Origin of the sequence: Chitinophaga sp. 22308, assembly GCF_052045305.1 — a bacterium.
Taxonomy (GTDB): domain Bacteria; phylum Bacteroidota; class Bacteroidia; order Chitinophagales; family Chitinophagaceae; genus Chitinophaga; species Chitinophaga varians_A.
Genome location: NZ_JBQEOP010000004.1, coordinates 96,860 through 120,926 on the forward strand (window position 1 = coordinate 96,860; position 24,067 = coordinate 120,926).

Annotated in this window: 17 protein-coding genes; 13 read left to right on the forward strand and 4 right to left on the reverse strand. The window is 48.3% G+C overall.

The window, feature by feature from the left end:
* The first annotated feature begins 23 nt into the window (after positions 1-23).
* The 3 genes from nadC to ACTJJS_RS16500 are packed head-to-tail and all read left to right on the forward strand — an operon-like array spanning position 24 to position 2,125.
* Positions 24-875: a carboxylating nicotinate-nucleotide diphosphorylase gene (gene nadC / locus ACTJJS_RS16490; RefSeq protein ID WP_168870589.1), complete on the forward strand. Its 852-nt coding sequence runs from the start codon at positions 24-26 to the stop codon at positions 873-875.
* A 10-nt stretch (positions 876-885) separates the two neighbouring features.
* Positions 886-1,767, forward strand: coding sequence for a diacylglycerol/lipid kinase family protein (locus ACTJJS_RS16495; protein ID WP_440664504.1), 882 nt, complete (start codon positions 886-888; stop codon positions 1,765-1,767).
* A 19-nt stretch (positions 1,768-1,786) separates the two neighbouring features.
* Entirely contained in the window at positions 1,787-2,125 is a 339-nt protein-coding gene (locus ACTJJS_RS16500; RefSeq protein ID WP_440664505.1) for a translation initiation factor, read from the forward strand.
* Between the two features lie 105 nt (positions 2,126-2,230).
* On the opposite strand, the gene ACTJJS_RS16505 is transcribed toward ACTJJS_RS16500, so the two are convergent.
* Complete coding sequence (locus ACTJJS_RS16505) at positions 2,231-3,211, reverse strand: aldo/keto reductase (protein ID WP_440664506.1); 981 nt, start codon at positions 3,209-3,211, stop codon at positions 2,231-2,233.
* An 89-nt stretch (positions 3,212-3,300) separates the two neighbouring features.
* Positions 3,301-4,230, reverse strand: coding sequence for a helix-turn-helix domain-containing protein (locus tag ACTJJS_RS16510; RefSeq protein WP_440664507.1), 930 nt, complete (start codon positions 4,228-4,230; stop codon positions 3,301-3,303).
* 372 nt (positions 4,231-4,602) lie between these two features.
* Between ACTJJS_RS16510 and ACTJJS_RS16515 the strand changes: the two genes are divergently transcribed.
* Entirely contained in the window at positions 4,603-6,159 is a 1,557-nt protein-coding gene (locus ACTJJS_RS16515) for a glycosyltransferase family 39 protein (protein ID WP_440664508.1), read from the forward strand.
* 126 nt (positions 6,160-6,285) lie between these two features.
* Here the strand turns inward: ACTJJS_RS16515 and ACTJJS_RS16520 are convergent, their stop codons facing one another.
* The gene (locus ACTJJS_RS16520; RefSeq protein ID WP_440664509.1) at positions 6,286-7,029 is read right to left on the reverse strand and encodes a biotin--[acetyl-CoA-carboxylase] ligase; all 744 of its coding nucleotides are present in this window, start codon (positions 7,027-7,029) and stop codon (positions 6,286-6,288) included.
* Positions 7,030-7,187: 158 nt separating this feature from the next.
* Here ACTJJS_RS16520 and rsfS point away from each other — a divergent pair, with 158 nt between their 5' ends.
* The 4 genes from rsfS to ACTJJS_RS16540 all read left to right on the forward strand — a co-directional run bounded on the left by rsfS (position 7,188) and on the right by ACTJJS_RS16540 (position 11,271).
* The gene (gene rsfS, locus ACTJJS_RS16525; protein WP_168870582.1) at positions 7,188-7,592 is read left to right on the forward strand and encodes a ribosome silencing factor; all 405 of its coding nucleotides are present in this window, start codon (positions 7,188-7,190) and stop codon (positions 7,590-7,592) included.
* 77 nt (positions 7,593-7,669) lie between these two features.
* Positions 7,670-9,703: an ATP-dependent zinc metalloprotease FtsH gene (ftsH, locus tag ACTJJS_RS16530; RefSeq protein ID WP_168870581.1), complete on the forward strand. Its 2,034-nt coding sequence runs from the start codon at positions 7,670-7,672 to the stop codon at positions 9,701-9,703.
* Between the two features lie 8 nt (positions 9,704-9,711).
* Positions 9,712-10,347 (forward strand): LutC/YkgG family protein, encoded by a 636-nt coding sequence (locus ACTJJS_RS16535; RefSeq protein ID WP_440664510.1) that lies wholly within the window; start codon positions 9,712-9,714, stop codon positions 10,345-10,347.
* Positions 10,348-10,452: 105 nt separating this feature from the next.
* Complete coding sequence (locus ACTJJS_RS16540) at positions 10,453-11,271, forward strand: UDP-2,3-diacylglucosamine diphosphatase (protein ID WP_440664511.1); 819 nt, start codon at positions 10,453-10,455, stop codon at positions 11,269-11,271.
* Here ACTJJS_RS16540 and recO read toward each other — a convergent pair.
* Positions 11,236-11,973: a DNA repair protein RecO gene (gene recO / locus ACTJJS_RS16545; protein ID WP_168870578.1), complete on the reverse strand. Its 738-nt coding sequence runs from the start codon at positions 11,971-11,973 to the stop codon at positions 11,236-11,238. The two genes, ACTJJS_RS16540 and recO, sit on opposite strands and share 36 nt — an antisense overlap.
* Positions 11,974-12,109: 136 nt before the next feature.
* Between recO and ACTJJS_RS16550 the strand changes: the two genes are divergently transcribed.
* From ACTJJS_RS16550 to ACTJJS_RS16570, 5 genes are all read left to right on the forward strand, one after another.
* The gene (locus ACTJJS_RS16550; protein WP_440664513.1) at positions 12,110-14,524 is read left to right on the forward strand and encodes an efflux RND transporter permease subunit; all 2,415 of its coding nucleotides are present in this window, start codon (positions 12,110-12,112) and stop codon (positions 14,522-14,524) included.
* 245 nt (positions 14,525-14,769) lie between these two features.
* Positions 14,770-15,474 carry an IS1595 family transposase gene (locus tag ACTJJS_RS16555; RefSeq protein WP_440664514.1) on the forward strand — a complete coding sequence of 235 codons (705 nt, stop codon included), beginning with the start codon at positions 14,770-14,772 and terminating at the stop codon, positions 15,472-15,474.
* Between the two features lie 469 nt (positions 15,475-15,943).
* Positions 15,944-19,045, forward strand: coding sequence for a SusC/RagA family TonB-linked outer membrane protein (locus tag ACTJJS_RS16560; protein ID WP_440664515.1), 3,102 nt, complete (start codon positions 15,944-15,946; stop codon positions 19,043-19,045).
* Between the two features lie 36 nt (positions 19,046-19,081).
* Positions 19,082-20,527, forward strand: a complete 1,446-nt coding sequence (locus ACTJJS_RS16565) for a RagB/SusD family nutrient uptake outer membrane protein (RefSeq protein ID WP_440664516.1) — start codon at positions 19,082-19,084, stop codon at positions 20,525-20,527.
* Positions 20,528-20,886: 359 nt separating this feature from the next.
* Complete coding sequence (locus ACTJJS_RS16570) at positions 20,887-24,054, forward strand: SusC/RagA family TonB-linked outer membrane protein (protein ID WP_440664517.1); 3,168 nt, start codon at positions 20,887-20,889, stop codon at positions 24,052-24,054.
* Positions 24,055-24,067: the final 13 nt, after the last annotated feature.

Below are 24,067 nucleotides of genomic sequence, written 5' to 3' on the forward strand. Positions count from 1 at the left end.
TTGCGAGCTTAAATTATGCACCTATGTTAGATGAAGCAGCGCTGAACGCGTTTATCAGAAGCGCCCTGGCAGAAGATATCGGAAACGGGGACCACTCCACGCTGGCCTGTATCCCGCCTACTGCCAAAGGAAAAGCCGTACTGAAAATAAAAGAAAATGGCATCCTCGCCGGAATGGAAGTGGCTGCCGCCATCTTTAAATGGCTCGATATGCACGCCGTCTTCACCCCGTTCAAAAAAGACGGTGACGCCATGGTGGCCGGCGAAACGGCCTTTGAAATAGAAGCTGCCGTACATACCCTGCTGATGGGAGAAAGACTGGTGCTCAACTGCATGCAACGCATGAGCGGCATCGCTACGCTTACCCACCAATATGTGGAGCTGCTGAAAGGCTATCATACCCGTATCCTCGATACCCGTAAAACCACTCCCAATTTCCGCATGCTGGAAAAAGAAGCGGTTCGTATAGGCGGCGGTGTTAACCACCGCATGGGACTCTATGATATGGTAATGCTGAAAGACAACCACATCGATTTTGCCGGTGGCATCACCGCCGCTGTCAATAAAACCGTGGCTTACCTGGCAGAACGTAAACTGCCGCTGAAAATAGAAGTCGAAACCCGAAACCTCGAAGACGTGAAAGAAGTGCTGGCAGTAGGACAGGTGGACAGGATCATGCTGGACAATTTCACCCCTGAACAAATTACCGCTGCGCTGGTGTTAATTAATGGAAAGGTGGAAACGGAAGCCTCCGGGGGCATCACGCTTGATACTATCCGCGCATATGCTGAAACCGGGGTGGACTTTATCTCCGTAGGAGCCATCATTCATCATGCTGTAAGCCTGGACCTGAGTTTGAAAGCGATTATATCTTAAAACAGTTTTTTTGAAGAAGATCCTTTTTATCATAAACCGCAAAGCGGGCACAGATCGTGAGAAACGACTGGAGGGGGCCATTACCAGACATTTCCCGGCAGATCAGTTTGAGGTGAGCATCACCCATCTGGCTTACCTGGGACATGGCGCTGACCTGGCCAGGGAAGCCGTGAAGAACGGCGTGGATACCGTAGTGGCCGTTGGTGGCGATGGGTCTATCAACGAAATAGCCCAGGGGCTTATTGACAGTGATACCGCGATGGCCATCCTGCCACTGGGCAGTGGCAATGGCCTGGCCCGCGCGCTGAAAATACCGCTCGATGTGGATAAAGCACTGCGGCTGATCGTGAACAATAAACAACGGCCCATCGATGTGGGATATGCCAACGAACATTTGTTCCTCAGCAACGCCGGCGTAGGTTTCGACGCGCTGATCGCGGAACAGTTCAAACATACAAAGAAACGCGGGCTGGTAGGCTACGCTAAACTGGTGCTTAAAAGTTTCAGCAGCTACAATCCCGAAGCCTATCACATCAGTATTGACGGCCGTCAGCTGAATGAAAAAGCATTTCTGCTCACGGTGGCCAATGGTAACCAGTTTGGCTATGAGTTTAAACTGGCGCCCGGCGCCAGCGTTTTTGACGGGCAGCTGGACCTCTGTATTATGCCGCCGGTGCGCTTTTATCATCTGCTGCCCGTTAGTTTACACTCGCTGATAGGCAACATCGATAAAACACGTTATCTTAAACATCTCACCGGAAAAGAAATCACGATCCGCAGCAATTCGCTGCAATACCTGCAGGTAGACGGCGATGCGGTGCCGATCAATGGTGACGGTACGGTGCGGTTGTCTGTAAAACCTGCTGCTATTAAAGTAATCGTGAATGAATAACCTCTAAACTTTTTGTGCAATGAGCAAGAAAAAAAACAGCTCCGGCAACGGTATTGTATACTCTACGGACCCTAATTTTTCTTTTGAACAGGAACATACGGAAGAGCGGGAAACCCTTTCCCCTGCTGACCAGCAGCTGAGAGTAAAACTGGATACCAAACAACGTGGTGGCAAGGTGGTAACGCTCGTAGCTGGTTTTGTGGGGAAAGATGAAGATATAGAGAAGCTGGGTAAGGAGCTGAAAACAAAATGTGGTACCGGCGGTAGCGTGAAAGATGGTCAGATATTGGTCCAGGGCGACTATAAAGAGAAAGTGATTAAATGGCTGCAGGATTGGGGCTATAAAAAAACCAAATAATACCATTTGGCTATTTAGTTATTTGGATATTTAATTATTGATGAAAGCCTTGCCCGTAAGTCATTTTCAATAATTAAATATCCAAATAACTAAATAATCAAATGATTACCGGTTCACCAGTTTCAGTGCGCCTTCACTGTATCTGGAACCAGCGATGCCGTCTTTCAGGATGGCATTTATTTTTTCAAGGTCAGCGCCGGTCAGCTGAACGTCAGCAGCAGCGGCATTTTCCTGTAAATATTTCCTGCGTTTGGTGCCGGGGATAGGTATGATATCTTCTCCCTGGGCGAGCAGCCATGCAAGAGAGAGCTGTGCGGAGGTGATCCCCTTCTCTTTTGCGAAGCTATCCAAAGCAGTAACGGTTTGCAGGTTCTGTTCGAAATTACCTTCCTGGAAGCGTGGCAGCGTTTTACGGAAATCGTTATCTGCCAGTGTGGCCGTGTCTGTGATAGCGCCGGTGGTCATGCCCCTTCCCAGCGGGCTGTAGGCCACCAGGGAAATACCCAGTTCACGGGTGGTTTGCAGGATTTCTCCTTCCACATCCCTGGTAAATAAGGAATATTCACTTTGTAATGCAGCGATCGGATGTACGGCGTATGCTTTCCGGATGGAGGCGGCGCTGGCTTCAGAAAGGCCAAGGTAGCGTACTTTACCGGCTTTCACCAGATCGGCCATGGCACCTACGGTTTCTTCGATGGGTATGTTTTCGTCCACGCGGTGTGTGTAATATAGATCGATCACATCCACGTTCAGTCTTTTCAGGCTGTCTTCAACCGCTTGTTTCATGTGTTTGGGAGAGCCGTCAAAATAATAGGAGCCGTCTTCTTTAAACCTGAAACCGAATTTGGTAGCGATGAATATTTTATCTCTTTTGGTAGCCAGTATTTTAGAGAGCAGGATTTCGTTGGCGCCCTGCCCGTACATATCTGCGGTATCGAGGAAGTTGATGCCCAGTTCCAGCGCCAGTTCCAGCGTTTTGAGGGATTCTTCTTCGTTGGTATCACCGTAAGCAAAGGACATGCCCATGCAACCCAGTCCTATCGCGGATAATGATTCGCCTGTTTTTCCAAGTTGTCTGTACTGCATATAGTTAAATTTTTATGGTGTCAAAATTAGCCAGCGGTGAGGAGATGATGATTGTAGCAGGCAAAGTATTAATTGTAAAAATCAAAGTATTACTGTACCCGGTAGACGTGTGGTGACTGCCCGCTGTGGTTTTTAAAGAAATGGGTGAAGTTTCCCGGCTCTTCAAAGCCGAGGCACCACGCTATTTCCGCAATTTGCCAGTTGGTGTGGATCAATAGCAGCCGTGCTTCCAGCAGCAGGCGCATGCGGATATGCTCGCTCACGGTACGGCCGGTGGCCTGTTTTACGCAGGCATTCAGATGATTGGGGTGCGTATTCAGGTGCACCGCAAATTCTTTCGCGGATTTCAGTTTCACCTGGTGATGATTGAATTCAATGGGAAACTGTTTTTCCAGCATATCGGTAAAGCGGTGGGCAAGTGTCTGGGCGGCAGTCTGCGGCCGTTGCGGCGCCTGCGCTTCTGTGGCCAGCCGTTTGCCTTCCAGCATCAGTAACCGCAGGTAGATGAGGATGGCTTCTTGTTTAAAGGCGGCATTTTCATGATATTCCTTTAACAACTGCCGGAAGATAGACTGAAGGTAATCGCTTTGCTGCTGATTGAGTTTGAATACCGCCCTGGCCCCCAGTTGTAACAGCGGATGATGCAGCAGGTCTTCGTGCGGCGCATGGACAGAGTCAAACAACAGATCGGTGAAAAGGCAAAAGTAACCTTCCTGGTCGTCTGATGTGGCCCGCCATGTTTTTACCTCGTGCGGGTTCAGGAATAATAATGTCGGACCTTCTATCTCATAGCGGTCTTCTCCCATCGTGAATATACCGGTGCCTCTGCTGATAAAGCTGATTTTGTAGTAATCGCGCCTGCTGGCGGTCACTTCGTCCACACAGGGGTGGTCTGACCGGTCATGTACGGCAAAGCTGCCTTTCAGCGGTGCTTTGGGTATCATGTGCGGGGAATACAGTTTTTCGGTGAAATCCTCCATTCTTTGGAGCAGAATGGCGGGGGTTTTTCGAGTAGACATAATCAAATGTAGTAGTTTCCCGATAAATTTTTAACTGTCACGTTGACTGACTATGTTAAGTTTTTATACGGGCTGATGTCTTCAAATCCTTTACAGTACCGGATAATGTTTTTAAATGCAGCGTTGTTGCAAATTCATTTTTGATTTATTTCCGAAAATTTCACAATTTGTTAACGCCTTTATCAACCAAAATCTTGTTATCATCGATGCCCTTGATGATCCCTTGTAAAGAGCGTCCTGCCTTGCATAGCGGATAAGCAAGATACTAAAGTTACCTGCGGAATGACTGCGCTTTTTAAGACAGTTTTCCGCTTTTTTATTTTGCTGACAATTTTTTCTGACCCTGCATTTGATCAATCAAAATCGTACTCTATGGAGCTGAACCAGCGTCGTACTTCCCTGTTATTGCTCTTGCTGTTTCTGGTATTTAAGATAGTGTTTCAGTATACGGTGGTGAATCCGGCGTATGACCTGCACCGCGATGAGTATTTGCATCTGGACATGGGATATCATCTGGCGGCGGGGTATTTATCGGTACCGCCTTTTACCGCTTTTAACTCCCTCCTGGTGCGATGGCTGGGCGGCGGTGAGTTCTGGGTGCGGTTTTTTCCGGCGTTGTACGGTGCGCTGACCATGGTGGTGATATGGCGGATGGTGCGTTTCCTTGGCGGGGGCTTGTATGCGCAGGCACTGGCGCTGACAGTGTTTGTTTGTTCGGCCTTTTCCCGCTTAAATGTGCTTTACCAGCCCAACTCCTTTGATGTGCTGACATGGGCATTGATATGCTGGCTGATGATGCGTTACCTGCAAAGCCAGCAGGGGAAATGGTTATTATGGACTGGTGTGGCAGCCGGTATCGGACTGCTCAATAAGTATACGGTAGCCGTGTTGCTGGCCGGATGGCTGGCAGCATTGCTGTTGTCATCCCACCGGCGCATATTCCGTGAGAGGGATTTGTACCTGGGAGGACTGATTGCTTTGGTATTGGCGGCGTCCAACCTGATATGGCAGGTACAACAGGGTTTCCCGGTGCTGCATCATATGAATGAACTGGCAGTTACGCAGCTGGTGCATGTGGACCGGATGGATTTTGTGAAAGACCAGTTTATCTTTTTCCTGGGTGGCGCCTTTTTGATCGTGGCGGCATTTGCAGGGCTGCTGTTCTACTGGCCCTACCGGTTGTACCGCGTTGTTTTGCTGATGTATGTGCTGGTGATACTGCTGCTGGTGTATATGCGGGCAAAGAGTTACTATGCCCTGGGATTGTACCCGGTGTTGATCGCCTTCGGTTGTGCCTACTGGGAGCGTGTATTCCGGAACGGCTGGAACCGTTACCTGCGTGTATTATGGCTGGCCGTGGTAGTGGTGCCTTTTGTGTACCTGCTGAACGTTGTTTTCCCGGTGCTGGGGCCTGACCAGGCGCGGGAGAAAGGGGCTAAGTTTGCCGCCCTGGGCATGCTGCGGTGGGAAGACGGAAAAAAACATGCTTTGCCGCAGGATTTTGCGGACATGCTTGGCTGGAAAGAAGCCGCTCAGCTGGTGATGCAAGCCTGGCAGCGCGTACCGGAGCAGGCGCGGAAAAATACGTTGGTGATCTGTGATAATTATGGTCAGGCAGGGGCTGTCAACTACTTTAACCGCGGCCGCATGCCGGCAGCGGTATCTTTCAGTGCGGATTACGTGTACTGGTTTCCGAAACTGGACACGCTGCAATACATTGTGCTGCTTGGAAATGAGCCCTCTGAAGGTTATCGTCCGCTTATCGGGCGGATGGAGATGGTGGGCATGGTGCAGGATGCACTTGCCCGGGAATATGGCAGCAGTGTTTACCTGTTGTCCGGCCTGTCGCCACAGGTGCCTGTACTACTGAAGAAGGGAGTGCAGGAAAAGCAGCAGAGTTATCATTGGAAACAGGGAGAGCGAAGATAGTTTCCGGTGGCGGCCACTATTTCCTTATACTACCGTCCACTTCCGAAGCCCGATTGAAAAGGGGGCAAAAACAGCAGCGTTGCGCAGGAAGCATGGCGGGCGCTGATTACCTGCCGGTGGCAGCCGTTATTTGCTCAGCACAAACTCCACTTCCCCGAAGCCAAACTGCAGGATTTCGCCGCCCCGTTCGAGACAGAGATGCCCATCTGGTAATACTCCCCTGATGATGCCCTGAAAAACGACGCCGTCTTTCCGGTACAGGCCGGGTTGCTGCCAGCGAAAGAGCTTTGAGGTATATTCTGCCAGGAGTGTATCAAGAGCGGACATTTGCAGTGTCCGGATGCGGGCGTCCAGGCAGCTGCATAGCTCCCGGGCCATGGTGGCAGCGTCCCATGTTTTGCCGGTGATCTGCTTTAATGACACGGCGTTGGGAAGATCGTCCGGAAATTTTCCCTGATTCAGGTTGAGTCCGATTCCGATAATGGCATAATGCCACATATTACCCCGCAATACATTTTCTATCAGGATGCCTCCTGCCTTTCTGTCACGCCAGTAAATATCATTCGGCCATTTGATAATGGTTTCGTCGCCGGCATAAGCGGTGAGGAAATCATGTGCGCCGAGGGCCACTGCCATGCTCAGCATGAACTGACGGGAAAGCGGCAACATGGCTGGTTGCAGCGCTACAGAGAGAGCGAGGATGTCACCGGGACGGGCTATCCATTGTTTGCCACGGGTTCCTTTTCCTGCTGTCTGGTTGCTGGTAAACCAGGCTGTGCCGGATGTCACCTGGCCCGAATTTACCTGCTCCATGGCATAGTTATTGGTGCTGTCAATTTCGTCTAAAATATAAAACGGGTGTCCTACCACATGAACCTTTTTTAGTCTTAAAACAGCCGGAAAAGTACTTCATTTTATTATTTTCTTAACATTTGTAGGCCCTGAAGCATGATATTTCTGCATGTTATATTAGTGCTTGTTTAGTAACTTTGACAATTAAAGTTTATTTTTAACAAAAACGAGATTTATTGGCACCCTTAACCGTTCTGAGCACGAGGAAAAAGGCCCAAACGCGCCTGACCAGAGAAAGTGAAATTTTTACCACCATCATAAAAGCCATACAGGAAAAGAAGGGGGAAAATATCGTATCCCTGGATTTACGCCAGATTCCTGAAGCCGTGGCCGATTTCTTTGTAATATGTGAAGCCAATTCCAATACCCAGGTAAGAGCTATCGCCGATTTTGTAGCACACGAAGTAGAACTGAAGCTAGGTGAAGCCCCTTATAAACACGAGGGTTTTACTGCTCAACAGTGGATACTGGTGGACTACGTAAATATTGTAGTGCATATTTTCCAGCCGGAAACAAGGAAGTTCTATAATCTCGAGGAAATGTGGAGTGACGCCGACAGGATGGACCACAACGATGACTGAACAAAACAGTCGTGAAAGTATTAATTATTATATAAATATTCTGATTGTAATAAACATCCGTAAAGGAGCGTAAGATTATGGAAAAAGGAGGCAATAACTTCAACAAGGGTTCAGAGAAATCTCCAAAGAAAGGACCGAAGTTCAATATATACTGGGTATATGCTTTTATTGGCATCGCCCTGCTCGCAATGAACTTCTTCCCTGATTTCAGACCCTCTACCAAAGAGATCAGCTTCCAGGAATTTCAGGTAAGTTATTTGAAACCTGGGGACGTAGATAAATTGGTCGTTGTTAACAAGAAATATGTAGAAGTCTACATAAAACAGGACAGTCTTAAACTGCCTAAATTCACGGAAGTGGCCAGAAGCCGTTTTGGCGGCGGCCTGAATCCGGGCCCTCACTACCGCTTTTCTATTGGTAGTGAAGAAAGCTTCAAAAAGGACATCGACAAAGCCCAGGAAGGGATACCGATGGAAAACCAGGTCAAAATCTCCTATGACGAACGTCAAAGCTGGTTTGAACCTATCTTCCAGTTGCTGTTGCCCATTATCCTGATCATTGGCCTGTGGGTATTGCTGATGCGTAAAATGGGCGGCCCTGCCGGCGGTAGCGGTGGCCCGGGAGGTATCTTCAATATCGGCAAGTCAAAAGCCACCTTGTTTGATAAAGGCACCCGCGTAAACATCACGTTCAACGATGTGGCCGGCCTCGACGAAGCGAAAGTGGAAGTGATGGAAATTGTGGACTTCCTGAAAAATCCGAAAAAATACACCTCCCTGGGTGGTAAAATACCAAAAGGAGCCCTGCTGGTAGGCCCTCCGGGTACTGGTAAAACCCTGCTGGCCAAAGCGATGGCAGGGGAAGCACAGGTACCTTTCTTCTCCATGTCCGGTTCTGATTTCGTGGAACTGTTCGTGGGCGTAGGCGCCAGCCGTGTACGTGACCTGTTCAAACAAGCCCGCGAAAAAGCGCCTTGTATCATCTTCATCGATGAAATCGACGCGATCGGTCGCGCCAGAGGTAAAAACGTTATGATGAGCAACGATGAAAGGGAAAACACCCTGAACCAGCTGCTCGTGGAAATGGACGGTTTCGGTACCGACAGCGGCATCATCATCCTGGCGGCCACTAACCGCCCGGACGTACTGGACAGCGCCCTGCTGCGCCCAGGCCGTTTCGACCGTCAGATCTCTATTGACAAACCAGACCTGGCCGGAAGAGAAACCATTTTCGAGGTACACCTGAAGCCTATCAAAACATCCCCTAACCTGGATGTGAAGAAACTGGCCTCAATGACTCCCGGTTTTGCCGGCGCCGATATCGCCAACGTATGTAACGAAGCGGCCCTGATCGCTGCCCGTAAAGGCAAGACACAGGTGGAAATGGAAGACTTCAACGACGCCATTGACCGTGTGATCGGTGGTCTTGAGAAGAAAAACAAAATCATCTCCCCGGAAGAAAAAGAAGTCATCGCTTATCACGAAGCCGGGCATGCCATCTGCGGATGGTACCTCGAACACGCTAACCCGCTGGTAAAGGTGACCATCGTTCCCCGCGGCGTGGCTGCGCTGGGATACGCACAATACCTGCCGAAAGAACAATACCTGTACAATACCGAACAACTGCTGGACGATATCTGCATGACCCTTGGCGGCCGTGCGGTAGAGGAACTGGTATTCGGTAAAATATCCACCGGCGCACAAAACGACCTGCAGGTAATTACCCGTATGGCCTATGCTATGGTGACCGTATACGGTATGAACGATAAGATTGGTAACGTGTCTTTCTATGATCCAAACAGCGATCAGTCTTTCACCAAACCATACTCTGAAGAGACATCCCGGATGATCGATGAAGAAGTACGGAAACTGATCGATGCAGCTTATGTAAGGACTAAAAACCTGCTGACAGAAAGAATGGAACAGGTGAAAACCCTCGCCAAGGAACTGCTGGAAAAAGAAGTTTTATACCAGTCCGACCTGGAAAGGCTGATCGGCAAACGTCCGTATGATGTGCCGAGAGAACATCACCTGGGCAAGGAAGGCATGACTACTGACGGCGTACATCCGACAGACATCATCAATCCTTCTCCTTCACCTGCTAATGCATAAATTTTGATATGAAGATTTCTCCTGCCAAGGAAAATATTCTGAAGAGAGTACGGAATGCGTTAAGCCAGCCTGTACAGTTGCCCTTCCCCAATTCGGAGGGCAACTCCTCTGTTTTCAAAACAGAGAACGAAGGACTGGAGCTGAGGTTTGCAGAAGAATTTACCAGGTTACAGGGGAAATTTGTTTTCTGTACCAGCAAAGCGGAACTACTCGAAAATCTGCGCCTGCTGTCAGATAATAAGGACTGGCGGAACGTATTCTGCCAGACGCCTGCCCTGCTGAAAGTGATAGGTAAGAATGATCTGCCTACGCTGAACCAGGGTAATATACACGAAGCGGATGCAGCCATCACAGATTGCGAATACCTGGTGGCCCGCACCGGTACAGTAGTGCTCAGCGCCGCTCAACCCAGCGGAAGAGCGGTACCGGTTTATGCGCCTGTTCACATTATGGTGGCTTATACCCACCAGCTGGTGTTTGACCTGAAAGACGCTTTCAGCAGGCTGAAAGACAAATACGGCAACGAACTGCCTTCAGCAGTTTCTTTTGCTACAGGCCCAAGCCGCACGGCAGACATCGAAAAAACACTGGTAGTGGGCATCCACGGACCGAAAGAAGTATACGTATTTTTAGTAGACGAATAAATCATCAGCAATAGCCTTCCGCTTACAGGTTTTAACAGAACATCCCGTTCTCCTGAAACCATATGCGGAAGGCTATAATGTTTGAGAGATAACGCAAATTGTCACATGGAAATTCCTTTACCAGCCAATAAGAAAATATACTTTGCTTCCGATTTTCATCTCGGGGCGCCCAACATGACCGTCAGCCGGGAGCGGGAAAAACTCATCGTGCAATGGCTGGAAATGGTGGAAAAAGATGCTGCGCATATCTTTCTGGTTGGAGACCTTTTCGATTTCTGGTTTGAATATAAACATGTGATCCCCAAAGGATATACACGCCTGCTGGGCAAACTGGCGGACCTGACCGACAAAGGCATCGGGATATCGGTATTTATCGGCAACCATGATATGTGGATGGACGGCTACTTTGAAGACGAGCTGAACATCCCGGTTTATTATGAGCCTCAGGAATATACCATAAATGGTAAGAAGTTTTACATTGGCCATGGTGACGGGCTGGGGCCCGGCGACCATGGATACAAATTTCTCAAGAAGATTTTCCGCAATCCCGTATGCCGCTGGTTGTTTTCCTGTATTCATCCGGTAATGGGCATCTCACTGGCCAACTACTTTAGCCGCAAGAGCCGGGCCGCTACAGGCCAGGAACTGGAGCATTTTCTGGGAGAAGACCAGGAATGGCTGGCTATCTACAGTCGTGAAGTATTGCAGCGTGAGCATTTCGACTATTTTATTTTTGGTCACCGGCACCTGCCGCTGGACCTGAAGGTGGGGCCTGACAGCCGTTATATCAACCTCGGTGAATGGCTTAACTATACTTCCTACGCGGTGTTCGACGGCGCTTCCACCACGCTGGAGTTCTTTACCGAAGCGGGCGCGAAACTGGCAGGGTCAGGCGTCAAGGATCTCGTGCAGGATAGGCGGTGAATGTAATTCCGTGAAATCCGGCATATGCAGCCGGAGAAAATCCAGATAAGCGTATAATAACTTTCTTCTCTTTTCTTTTGCCATGCTGACTGCTGCCAGCTGCTGTACTTCGCTGCATTGAATCAGCCGGTCGGTGAGCTCACTGTATTCGGGGTCCAGATGGTCTGTATGGTGGGGCGGCAGATAGCAGAACGTTCCCTCCTGCAAGTCCAGGTAAGGCGTATATTCCGAGAAGTGGCCGTTGAGCCGGAAGCCCAGGAATTCCGCCAGTTTGAGGGTGTAAAACAGGGGTAGGTTGGCAATAACCGCCGTGGGAGAACCATCCAGCAGTTGCAGCGTATTTTCCGTAAAATAATACAGTTCGAGCTGTTGCTCCGGTTGCTTCAGGCTTTTCTGCAGCAGTTCGATGAGATACAGCGCAATCGTGTTTTTGACCACGTTGTAATGCAGGGAAGTATAGATATAGCCTAGTTTGAACTCGGAAATGCGGTGCAGGTTTTTGACTTCATGGTGATACACCACCATTTCGAGGATATTGCCGGGTTGAAGCAGGTTGCCTTTGGCTGCTTTGGGCTTGGAAGACCGGACACCATTAACGATATACGATTGCAGCCCGAACAGCTCCGTGAAAATGCCTACGATCACGCTCGTGTCGCCATATTTCACCGTACGTAATACTATGCCGCGTGTTTTGTGAAGCAACTGTCTCTGTTTTTAAGGATACCGCAGGAATAAAGTTGCAATTTAGGGCAAACAAATGTAATTCATCTGCCGGCAACAGGTTAGCTAATGGGTATTTTAACTACCTTTACGCCATTTAACAAATTGAAAAATCCTTATGTGGCAACGTTTAGCCAGCTTTGTGCTAAAATTCCGACTAACGCTCCTACTCCTGTTATTGGTCGCCACCGGCGTCATGGCATTTTATGCCTCCAAGGTGCAGATGTCTTACGACTATGTGGCCACCATACCGCATGATAATCCGAAATTTCTGGAGTACCAGGAGTTTAAGAAGAAGTTTGGCGGAGATGGTAATATGCTGGTGCTGGGCGTACAGACCGATAAATTTTTTCAGGCAGACTTTTTCCGTGACTATCTGCAGCTGAATCATGATCTGAAGAAGATCAGCGCCGTGGAAAATATACTGAGCGTTCCGCTGGCCATCAACCTGGTAAAGAACGACAGTACACAGAAACTGGAAGCCGGCCTGCTGTTTAAGGACAGCAGTTACACACAGGCGCAGATAGACAGTTTAGCGGGTGTTTTCAGGACGCTGCTGTTTTACAGGGGATTGCTCTATAATCCCGATACAAAGGCCTATATGATGGCCATTTATGTTAATAAAGACGTTTTTAATTCTCCTAAGCGTACCGCTGTTGTTGCAGAAATCAATAAACTGGCACAGGCCTTCCAGGACAAGCATCATACAGAAGTACATTTAAGCGGCCTTCCCTTGATTCGTACAGTCATGGCCGTTAAGGTTGCGGATGAACTGAAACTTTTCCTTAAGATCTCTTTTCTGTTGACGGGCCTCATTCTCTTTTTATTTTTCCGTTCTTTCGGCGCGGTGCTGATGTCGATGGTGGTGGTAGCTATCGGCGTGGTGTGGTCTGTGGCCACTATCGTGCTGATGGGATACAAGATCACGCTGCTGACAGGTTTGATACCATCGCTGATTGTGGTGATCGGTATTCCCAATTGCGTGTACTTCCTCAGTAAGTACCATACAGAATATGCGAAGCATGGCAATAAGACGAAAGCGCTGGTGCGTATGATACAACGGATGGGTATTGTGACGTTGTTTACCAATCTTACCGCCGCTATTGGTTTTGGCGTGTTTTGTTTTACCAACAGCGCCATCCTGAAAGAGTTCGGTGTGGTAGCAGGACTGAACATTATGTTCATCTTCCTGATCTCCTTTATTTTCCTGCCGTCTGTGTTGAGTTTTCTGCCTCCTCCGAAGACCAAACATACCAATTACCTGGAGAATGGTTTCCTGGGCTCGGTGCTGGATTTTCTTACCACGCTGGTGTTTAAATACCGCAAGCCGGTATACTTTGTTACCGGTGCGCTGGTGATTGCTGCATTGGTGGGCATGAGCCGGCTGAAATCTGTGGGCTATATGCTGGACGATATCCCGAAGACAGACAAACTGTATACTGATCTGAAGTTTTTTGAGAATAATTTTAAAGGGGTGATGCCTTTGGAGATTGCTGTGGACACCAAACGCAAGAACGGCGTGGTGAACCTGCAAACGCTCAACAAGCTGGATGAACTGACACAGCTGATTGCTGCGCAGCCTGATTTTGCGCGGCCTTTATCCGTAGTGGAAGGTATCAAGTTTGCGAAGCAGGCGTATTACAACGGAGACAGTTCCAATTATGCCGTGCCCAATACATTTGATCTGGGTTTTCTGGCGCCTTATCTCCGGATGAAATCCGCCAATACCGGCGCTAACGCTTCCGCCTCTACGTTTTCAAAGCTGGTGGCCTCATTTATGGACAGTACCAGGCAGGTGGCGCGTGTGAGCGTGAATATGAAGGACGTGGGATCGCAACGGCTGCCTCAGCTGATGGACTCGCTGGAGCCGAAAGTGACCGCTATTTTTGACACTGCGCATTATAAAGTGACCTTCACCGGTACCAGCGTTATTTTCCAGGAAGGTACACGTTTCATTATCAACGGTTTAACAGAGAGTATCCTGTTGGCTTTTGTACTGATCATGGTATGTATGCTTTACCTGTTCCGTTCATGGCGGATGTTGCTGATATCACTGATCCCGAATATTATTCCACTGGTAGTAACAGCAGGAATAATGGGATGGGTTGGCGTGGCCCTGAAGCCTTCCACGGTATTGGTGTTCAGCGTGGCCTTGGGTATAGCCATTGACGTAACCATCCGTTTTCTGGTGAATTTCAAGCAGGAGCTGCCGCATCATAATCTGGACATATCGGCCACGGTGAAGCAGACCATTCATGAAACGGGGCTGAGTATTATTTATACATCGATGATCCTGTTTGCCGGGTTTATGATTTTCAGTTTCTCTGAATTCGGAGGTACCAAGGCGTTAGGATGGCTGACCTCCCTGACGCTGGTGGTAGCGATGATCACGAACCTGACTATTCTGCCGGCTTTGTTGTTGTGGATGGAGAAAGCTTTGTTAAAGAAAGCGCGGAAAAAAGAGTTGTGGAAACCGCTGGATGAAGAAGAAGATATCGAGATGTCTAAACTGGGTGTAAACGACACCGAGTAAACTTTAAATAGGAAAGCGCAAAGCAGCAAGGATGCCGAAGTATTTTAAAAGCGGCGTCCTTGCTGCTTTGCGCATTTTATGCACTATGCTAAACAAATTATTTTTTTTAGCTAAAATGGACAAAAAAAGGCTTTAAAATAATCTAGTGGGCAGCATTCAAATACCCTTATCACCGCTTGTATAAAAGCTGTGTATATACCGGATAAAAAATAAGAGGTTTATAATGCCATTCTAACCACTAGTTCATGAAAAACAAGTACTTAAAAGGTGCTCACTTATCTGAGCGCAAGTTTAAGGAGATCCTGCGGCTGTTCGCCGACGATCTCACTGCGACGCAGATCGCGGATATCAGCGGAGTAAGCAGAGTAACGATTAACAGTTACCTGAAAAAGCTTAGAAACCAGATAGCCCGTTTTTGTGAGGCGCAGCATCCAGCGCCGGTTCCGGTCGTAGCCTACGACAACCGGCAGGTTGAAACCCAGACAGACCACGACGGCGACACGCTGGTGGCTGTCAAACCGGAAGTTGACCGCATCGTAAAGCCGGTCATTTTTGGTATCTGCAGAATTGCTGACCGGTTGCACACCGAAATTTTACCTGATGTAAGCAGACCTATGATCCACGCCGCCACCCGCGGCCGTTCCGTGTTGGAAACACTGGATACGACGGAGCGTTTGCGTCGGTTTAACGGGGTGGTGGACCTGGGCCAGTACCGTTTGTACAGACTGGGCAGTTCAACGACAGACACCGTTAACGGCGGACCGTTAATGGACGAAGTAGATGCATTCTGGGGACTTACCAAGCATCGCCTGGCCAAGTTCAAGGGATTGAACCGTAATACGGCTTATTTGCATCTGAAAGAATGTGAGTACAGGTTTAATCATCGTAATGAGGACCTGTACAGCGTGTTGCTGGAGTTGTTAAAAAACTACCCGCTCACCCTTTCCTAATAACTTATTTGTCCCACCAACCGGTGGGACAACATTTATTTCGATTTAGATTTTGATGATGAGTGCAGGTGGTACTCTTGCCGCTTGTTTATTTTCATATGTATATAAATTTGTTAAAAAAATAATAAGTTAACACTTTGTTAAAAAGATGTTATCTGAATGTTATAGCCAATTTTTCCAGCTTAATTTTTTGTTAATAAAAACTATATTTACAGCTGGTTGAAAATTTGTTAAGGAAACTGCTTATGGGAAAGAAGTTAACTACTTCTTAAAGCGATTTATTGAATAAATCGTAATAGAAGTGGTCGGTTTTTGCGATTATAATACTGTATTGTACCTGCCGGCTTTAGTTCTCCACAATTACATCAACTTTTATTTACGACAAGGAAACCAAAGGAAATTGAGACTAAAGGTCTCGATATAGATTAGTATTTATTGAAGGTTAAAAACTAGGAACAAAATCATGCTTATGAGGAAAGTATTATTTCTCCTCCTGGCCGTGCTCTGCGTGGTCGGTCAGGCTTTTGCGCAAAGTCGCAACCTAACGGGGAAAGTTACCGACGGGAAAGACGGATCTCCTATACCTGGCGCAACCATCCAGGTAAAAGGTACCACCAGAGGTACAGCCACCACTCCAGATGGCTCATTCAGCCTGCAGGTATCTGCAAACGATGTATTAGTAGTATCATTTATCGGCTTTGAAAGCAAGCAAGTGCCTGTTGGAAATGCCACCACACTCAAAATTGCCCTCTCTACAGACTCCAAGAGCCTGGACGAGGTGGTAGTAACCGGTTATACCCTGGAGAAAAAAGTTAACTCCACTATCGCCGCATCTACCATTACCGGTGCAAAGGTGAACAACATTTCCCTGCCTGATGTAAACCAGATGCTGCAGGGTAATGCTCCCGGTATTTCCGTGTCCACCAACTCCGGCCAGCCCGGCTCCAAAACAGAGGTAAGGGTACGTGGTATTGGTTCTGTGTCCGCCAGCAACAGCCCACTGTATGTACTGGACGGTATCATCATGTCCTCCGGTGATTTCACGCAGAACACACCTTCCCAGGACATCCTTTCCAGCCTGAACCCAGCCGACATCGAAAACATTACCATTTTGAAAGACGCGTCTGCAACAGCGCTCTATGGTTCCCGTGGTTCCAACGGTGTGGTGGTTATTACTACCAAAACCGGTAAAAAAGGCCAGAGCAGAATCAATTTCAATGGTAAATTCGGTTTCCAGAACCTGGCCAAAAGCATTCCGATGATGAACGCCACCGAGCTGCTGCAATATCAGCGCGATGGACTGGCCAACGTTTTAAATGCAGATGGCACCAGAAAATACTCTGATGCTGACATTAAAAAATTCCGTCCTGACCACCTGGCTGATTATAACACAGACTGGATGGACCTGGCTTTCCGTACCGGCAAGACCCAGTCCTACGGCGTCAACGCCAGCGGCGGTAATGAAAAGACTACCTTCTATGCTTCCGGCGATTACTTCAAACAAGACGGTATTCTGATAGGCAGCAACTTTAGCCGCTATTCCGGTCGCCTGAACGTAGATCACAAGTTCAACGACAAATTTGATCTGAGCGTGAAAATGAGCGGTTCCTATACCGATCAGAACAGCGCGGGTCCTGGTAACTCCTACTCTTCTCCGCTGATGGGCGCCATCACACAGGTTCCCTGGATCCCTGCGAAAGACGAGAACGGTAATCCTTATATCGGTTATGTAGGCGGACAGCCTGGTTCTCCTACCTGGTCCGGTGTTGCCGACATCCCTGATGCATGGCGTCCAACCCTGCAGGGTGGTAACTTCCTGCACACAGTTGCCAACAACTACCGCAAGAACAACAATACACAAACGATCTTCAACGCAGCCCTGGGTTACAACATCATTGAAGGTCTGCGCTTCGTGGTAAAGGGTAATGCAGAGCTCACCAACATCCGTGAGAAACAATGGACTGCGCCGAACTCCTATGATGGCCGCAACTATGGCGGTTATCTGTACAACGGCAGCACCAGCATTGGTCTGTATACCGCTCAACAGTTGCTGACTTACAACTTCAGCATCAACAAAGATCATAACTTCCGCCTGTTGGCCGGTAATGAATATTCTTACCAGAACCGCAGCTATTTCCTGTATGCAAAGAACGGTTTCCCTGGCAATCAGTTGCAGGTGCCTGACGTAGGCGCTAACCTGTTTGATGGCGCCGGCAGCGAAAGCGGTTATGCTTTCCAGGGCCTGATCGGCAAAGCTGACTACGACTATAAATCCAAATACTTCCTGAGCGCCAGCTACAGAAGAGACGGTTCTTCCCGTTTCCCTAAAGATGCCCGCTACGGTAACTTCTACTCTGTAGGCGCTGCATGGCGTATTACGGAAGAAGAGTTTGCCAAAAACATTTCCTGGCTGAACGATCTGAAACTGCGCTCCAGCTATGGTATCATGGGTAACGCAGAAGGGCTGGGTAAATACCCTGACTTCCCTTTCCGCGGCCTGTACAGCCTTTCCGGTGCTTACCTGGGTGAAACAGCTGCATTTGCCAACCAGCCTGGTAATCCTAACCTGAGCTGGGAAAAACAAAACCTGTTCGACATCGGACTGGATTTCAGCGTGCTGAATCGTCGTGTATACGGTAGCGTTGGTTTTTATGACAAACGTTCCTCTGCCTTGTTGATGGAACTGCCGCTGTCTATGACCACTGGTTTTGAAGCGATCAACATGAACGTTGGTAAAATGATGAACCAGGGCTTCGAAATAACTATCGGCGGTGTTCCTGTAGCTACTAAAAACTTTACCTGGACTTCCGACGTGAACTTCGCTACCCTGCGTAACAGAGTGTTGGACTTGGGTGGCCAGCAGGCTATTCCTGCCGGTTCCAGACAACGTATTGAAGTGGGCAGACCCTTCGGTTCCTGGTATATGCCGGTATGGTATGGTGTAGATCCGCAAACTGGCAACCCACTGTGGGTTGGCAACGATGGTAAACCTACCACCAGCTACACAGAAGCTCAGAGCAACAGACAATTTGTAGGTCAGGCACTGCCTAAGATCACTGGCGGCTGGACCAACAAAATCAACTACAAGGAATTTGATCTGTCTATGCTGATCACTTTCAGCGCTGGCAACAAAGCATACAACTCTAACCGCGCCAACCTGGAGAGCGACGGTTCCAACACCCGTAACCAGGCAAAAGACGCATTGGACCACTGGCAAAAGCCTGGTGATATCTCCGACAGACCAAAAGTGGTTTTCGGTAGCATCACTGGTAATCAGATTTCTTCCCGTTATCTGGAAGATGTTTCTTACGCCAGAATCAGAAACCTTACCCTGGGTTACACACTGCCCAAACGCCTGCTGGGTAACATGAAACTGCAGTCTCTGCGTGTTTATGCACAGGCTGAGAACCTGTACACCCTGACCAGCTACAAAGGATGGGATCCGGATATCAACACTAACCCGCTGCCTCCAACCAGCACTGCTTCCGTTGCTACTACCAACGCAGGTGTTGATTTCTATCGTTATCCTACTTCCCGCGTGTTTACATTTGGTATCAGTGTAGGATTGTAATTGAAGAAGTTGATTAACAAAAACCTTGGTTAAATTATGAAATATCCAAAACTTTCTATACTCGCGCTGACGGCCGCTACTGCGTTTTCCGCATGTAACTCCAAGCTGGACATCGCACCTTCCAATGCGTTGGATAATGAATCAGCAGTCACCGAAGCAAATGCCCGTATTCTGGCCAACGGCCTGTATGAGCGTGCCCAGGAGCTGGAATATTATGGTCGTGATTTCAACGTGGTAACTGATGTTACCGGTAACGATATGAAGATCACTGCTGCTAACTCCAACCGTTTCCTTTACGAGTTTCAGTATATCTTCACGCCACTTACTGCTTCCCAAAGCAAAACATGGTTGAACGCATATCGCGTGGCCAATCAGGCGAGCGTGATCATCGATAAGCTGCCAGAAACAGCTACCACGAAAGAGTACAAAGGTGAAGCATATTTTATGCGTGCATTGGCGCACTTTGACCTGGCGAGAAGATATACCCGTCCTTATTCCCAAATGAAGAATGATGCGACGAAAGCCAATACAGGTGTGCCACTGGCCATAAAAGCGGTAGACAATCCCGCTACTTTTAAGCCTTCCCGTGCTACGCTGAAAGAAACGTATGATGCGATCATCAGCGATCTGAAAGCAGCAAAAAACCTGGCGCCTGATGCAGCTACCAAAACTGAAAAAGTTTTCCGTGGCTCTAAAGCTGCTGCCAGCGCATTGCTGACACGTGCTTACCTCTATGTCGGTGATACATCTAATGCCACTGATCCTAACTGGCAGGCTGTAATTGATGAAGCAACACCGCTCATTAATGCTTTCCCGCTGTGGAGCGACGCCAATTATCTGGCAAACTACACCACCAATAATCCTACTTCAGAGGATATCTTCTCCCTGCGTTTCCTGACACCGGAAAACAGAGGCGCTGATAACTTCGGTAATATCTACCTGCCCAATGATGGTACATCCACCAGCGGTTATGGAGACGTGCGCCTGAATCAGAACTTTATGTCCCTGCTGGAGGCTGCCGATTACCGTAACACGATAGTGAAAACATTCTCAGGCAACAACTACATGATGAAGTGGATTGGTAACGGTCTTGGTTTGACTGGTATGTCCAATGTGAAAGTGTTAAGAGTGAGTGAGGTGTTACTGAATCGTGCGGAGGCGTATATGCGTCAGGGCAACCTGCAACTCGCTGCCAACGACATCAGCAACCTGCGTCAGCACCGTGGATTATCAGCGTTTACTGCTTCTGACTTTAACAGCGTAAGAGCAGAGCTGATCAAACAGCGCAGACTGGAACTGGTAGGTGAAGGCTTTGGTGCTACCGATCTGTTCAGGTTCATGGGTAAACGCTCTATTGCCGATGCAGATGCATTACGTCAAAGTGAGATCCTGCCGACTAGTCAATATGTGGCATTTCCAATTCCACAGACAGAAATCGACGCTAACCCGAACATCGTACAGAATCCGGGTTACAACAAATAATTCACAGTACTTACTGCATAAAGGGGCGCCATCTGGCGCCCCTTTTTTATTTAAAACCATGTTTGGCATCCTGACAACCTTATTGTTGATATCCTCCCCATCTGTAAAAAAATTCTTTTATGCAGATTTCTTCTTATTCGCATAAAAAAAATGTATTTCTCCGGGTGTATTTTTCTCAACATTTCCAAATGTCTTCCTGTTATCTAGATGTTATTTAACGAATATTTATATCTATCTATATAGCAAAATATCTGAATTTGTCTGATATTATTTTAACCAATCCTGATAATATATCAGCTTTTTTTGTCGTAATTTAACTGAGTTAACTTCTATTTAGTCAATCAAAACCAAAATTGCTTATGAAAAAAGAGCTACTACTATGGCTGTTCGTGTGCAGCAGCGTTCTCAGCGCAGTAGCCCAGACACGAACGATTAGCGGAAAGGTTACGGATGCAAAAGATGGTTCTGCTCTTCCCGGCGTTACAGTCGTAATAAAGGGTACTACCAAAGGGGTTTTTACGTCTGGTGACGGTACTTACAAGCTAAATAATGTGGCCAGTGGTACAACACTCGTTTTTTCCTTTGTGGGATATCTTACCAAAGAGGTCCCTGTCGGTCCGGGCAATGAAGTTGACGTAGTCCTGGAAGCTGATAAAAAACAACTGGGAGAAGTGGTGGTAACCGCCGTAGGGTTGAAACGGAACGAAACCTCGCTGGGTTATTCGGTATCCACGGTCAAGCCCGATCAACTGGTACAAAAATCGGAACCTGACATGCTGAAAGGCCTGCAGGGAAAGGTAGCCGGTGTAGACATCAGAACTTCACAAGGTACACCGGGCGCCGCTACCCGTATCAACATCCGCGGTAACACCTCCTTTTTTGGTAATAACGAACCATTGATCGTAGTAGATGGGATTCCTTACAATAATGACCAGGTGACCACCTCCAGCCAGACATCAGGCGGAGGTGCCTATTCCAGCGGTCTTTCATCCCTCGACCCTAATGACATTGCTTCGATGACGGTGCTGAAAGGCGCCGCTGCGGCAGCACTTTACGGATCAAGGGCTTCCAACGGCGCGATCATTATCACTACCAAATCAGGCAGCGCCAATACAGGCAAACGGAAAACAGAAGTGACCTACTCCTCTTCCCTTTCCATGGAAAGAGTGGCCAATCTTCCTAAATACCAGAATGAATACGGTCCCGGCGCCAGCTTCAATTACCAGAATGCCAACGGCTCCTGGGGACCCCGCTTCGGCACGAGGGATTCAATACCCGTTTGGCCCGACTACCTGAAAGCTTTCCCGGATTTGTTCCCCGCTTCCGGCAACATGGCTTACCGCGCAGTTCCCAATAACGTGAAAGACCTGTTCCGCACTGGCTGGATTACAGAAAATTCTGTGGGGGTGAACGGCGGCAACGATAAGTCAGCCCTTAGTGCCACTGCCTCCTATCTGAGCCAGGACGGCTATGTGCCTCACTCCTACTTCAACAGAGGTAATATGTCTATCGGTGGCGTGACCCGTCTCACAAACGGATTGACGGTAAACGCCAATTTCAGCTATAGCACCAGTAACCAGGGTGGCAGTATCTTTGGTGAGAACCAGGTGCCCGGCGCAGCTTCTTCTTTCGCGCGTAACCTCTTTCTGGGACGAAACTGGAACATCGCCGGCCTGCCTTTTGAAAATGCTGCCGGTAAACCGGTATCTACCAACAGCGCACAATATGATAACCCGCTCTGGGCTTTCGCCCATAATACTATTACCACCGCTACCGACCGGTATGTGGCTGGTTTAAAACTCAACTATGAAGTGTTACCTTGGTTTAACCTCAGCTATCAGTTTGGGGTGAACCAAAATAATTTCCTTCGTAAAGAAGTAACGGACATCGGCTCCAGAGGCGCGGAAGGTAACGGACAGATCATACAACAGAACTACCGTTTCACAGAATTGGAATCCAACCTCATTGGTACGTTTACGCCTAAACTGAAAAATGAAGACTTCGGTTTGAAAATACTGGTAGGCCATAACGTTAACCAGCGTACGACAAAATCTCAGATCAATACAGGTAAAACCATTGTAGTACCGGGTGTATACTCTCTGTTGAATACCAAAACAGTGATCCCGACAGAAGATATCTTCATGCAGCGCAGGTTGTGGGGTATTTTCGGAGAAGTGGACCTGGACTATAAGAAGTGGTTGTTCCTGACACTGACAGGCAGAAACGACTGGTCTTCCACGCTGCCTTCCAGCAACCGTAGCTATTTCTATCCCAGCGTGGCGGCATCGTTTGTGTTTACCGATGCGCTTAAGATGGAAAGCAAAGTGCTGACCTTTGGTAAACTGCGTGCCAGCTGGGCCAAAGTGGGCAGGGATGCGGACCCTTACCAGTTATTCAATATTTTCAGGGTTAACCCCGCCTTCCTCGGGCAGTCCGGTGTGATGCAAGACCCTTCTGCGGGCAATCCTAATCTGAAACCGGAGTTCACACAGGACTTTGAAGTGGGAACCAACCTGGAGTTTTTTGAGAGAAGGATAACGTTAGATTTTGCGTGGTATACCCGGTTGTCTACTAACCAGATCGCACCGCTGTCCCTGCCACCTTCTTCCGGCTACGGACAAGTGATCGATAACTATGGAAAGCTCACCAATAAAGGTATTGAAGTGGACCTGAACGTAGTGCCTGTACGTAATGAGAACCTGACATGGAGCATACATGGTATTTTCACAAGAAACAGAAGCGTGGTGAAAGAGCTGAAGCCAGGTGTTACCCGCCTGTTGCTGGCTGGTGTGCTGGATGAAATATCCCCCTTCCTGGAAGCCGGCAAGCCATACGGCTACCTGCGCGGAAGTGCTAACGTACGCGATAAAGACGGCAGCCTGCTCATTGATCCCAGCAACGGATACCTGATCAGAAGCCCTGAACAACGCATGGTAGGCGACCCTAACCCCGATTTCAAGGCAGGCCTGGGTACGACTCTAAACTATAAAGGATTTTTCCTGAATGCACTCTTCGATCTGACCAGAGGTGGTGATATCTATTCCGTTACTGTTAGCTCTCTGCTAGGGCGTGGTGTGACCAAAGACAACGGTGTTGAACAACGCGAAAATGTATACGTTATTCCGGGATACTATGGAGATGTGAATACAGGTACACCATTACTGGATGATAAAGGGAATAGAATTCCCAACCATACTGCGATTAGCCGTTTTGAAATGTTCTTTGGTGAAACTTTCGCTATCAACTCAGCGACGGAATGGAATGTGTATGATGCTACCGTGTACACCTTCCGTGAGTTGACACTGGGATATGATTTTCCAAAGAAGTGGTTCAGCAAAACGCCTATCGGTGCGTTGACACTGACACTGACAGGAAGAAACCTCTGGTATTATGCACCAGGTTTCCCCAAGTACACAAGATTCAATCCTGAAGTGGGCAGCTTTGGTTCTACCAACGTCCAGGGTATAGAATTGTCCGGTGCGCCTACTACCAGACGTTTTGGTGTAAACGTGAAAGTGACATTCTAGTTTATTACAAAAA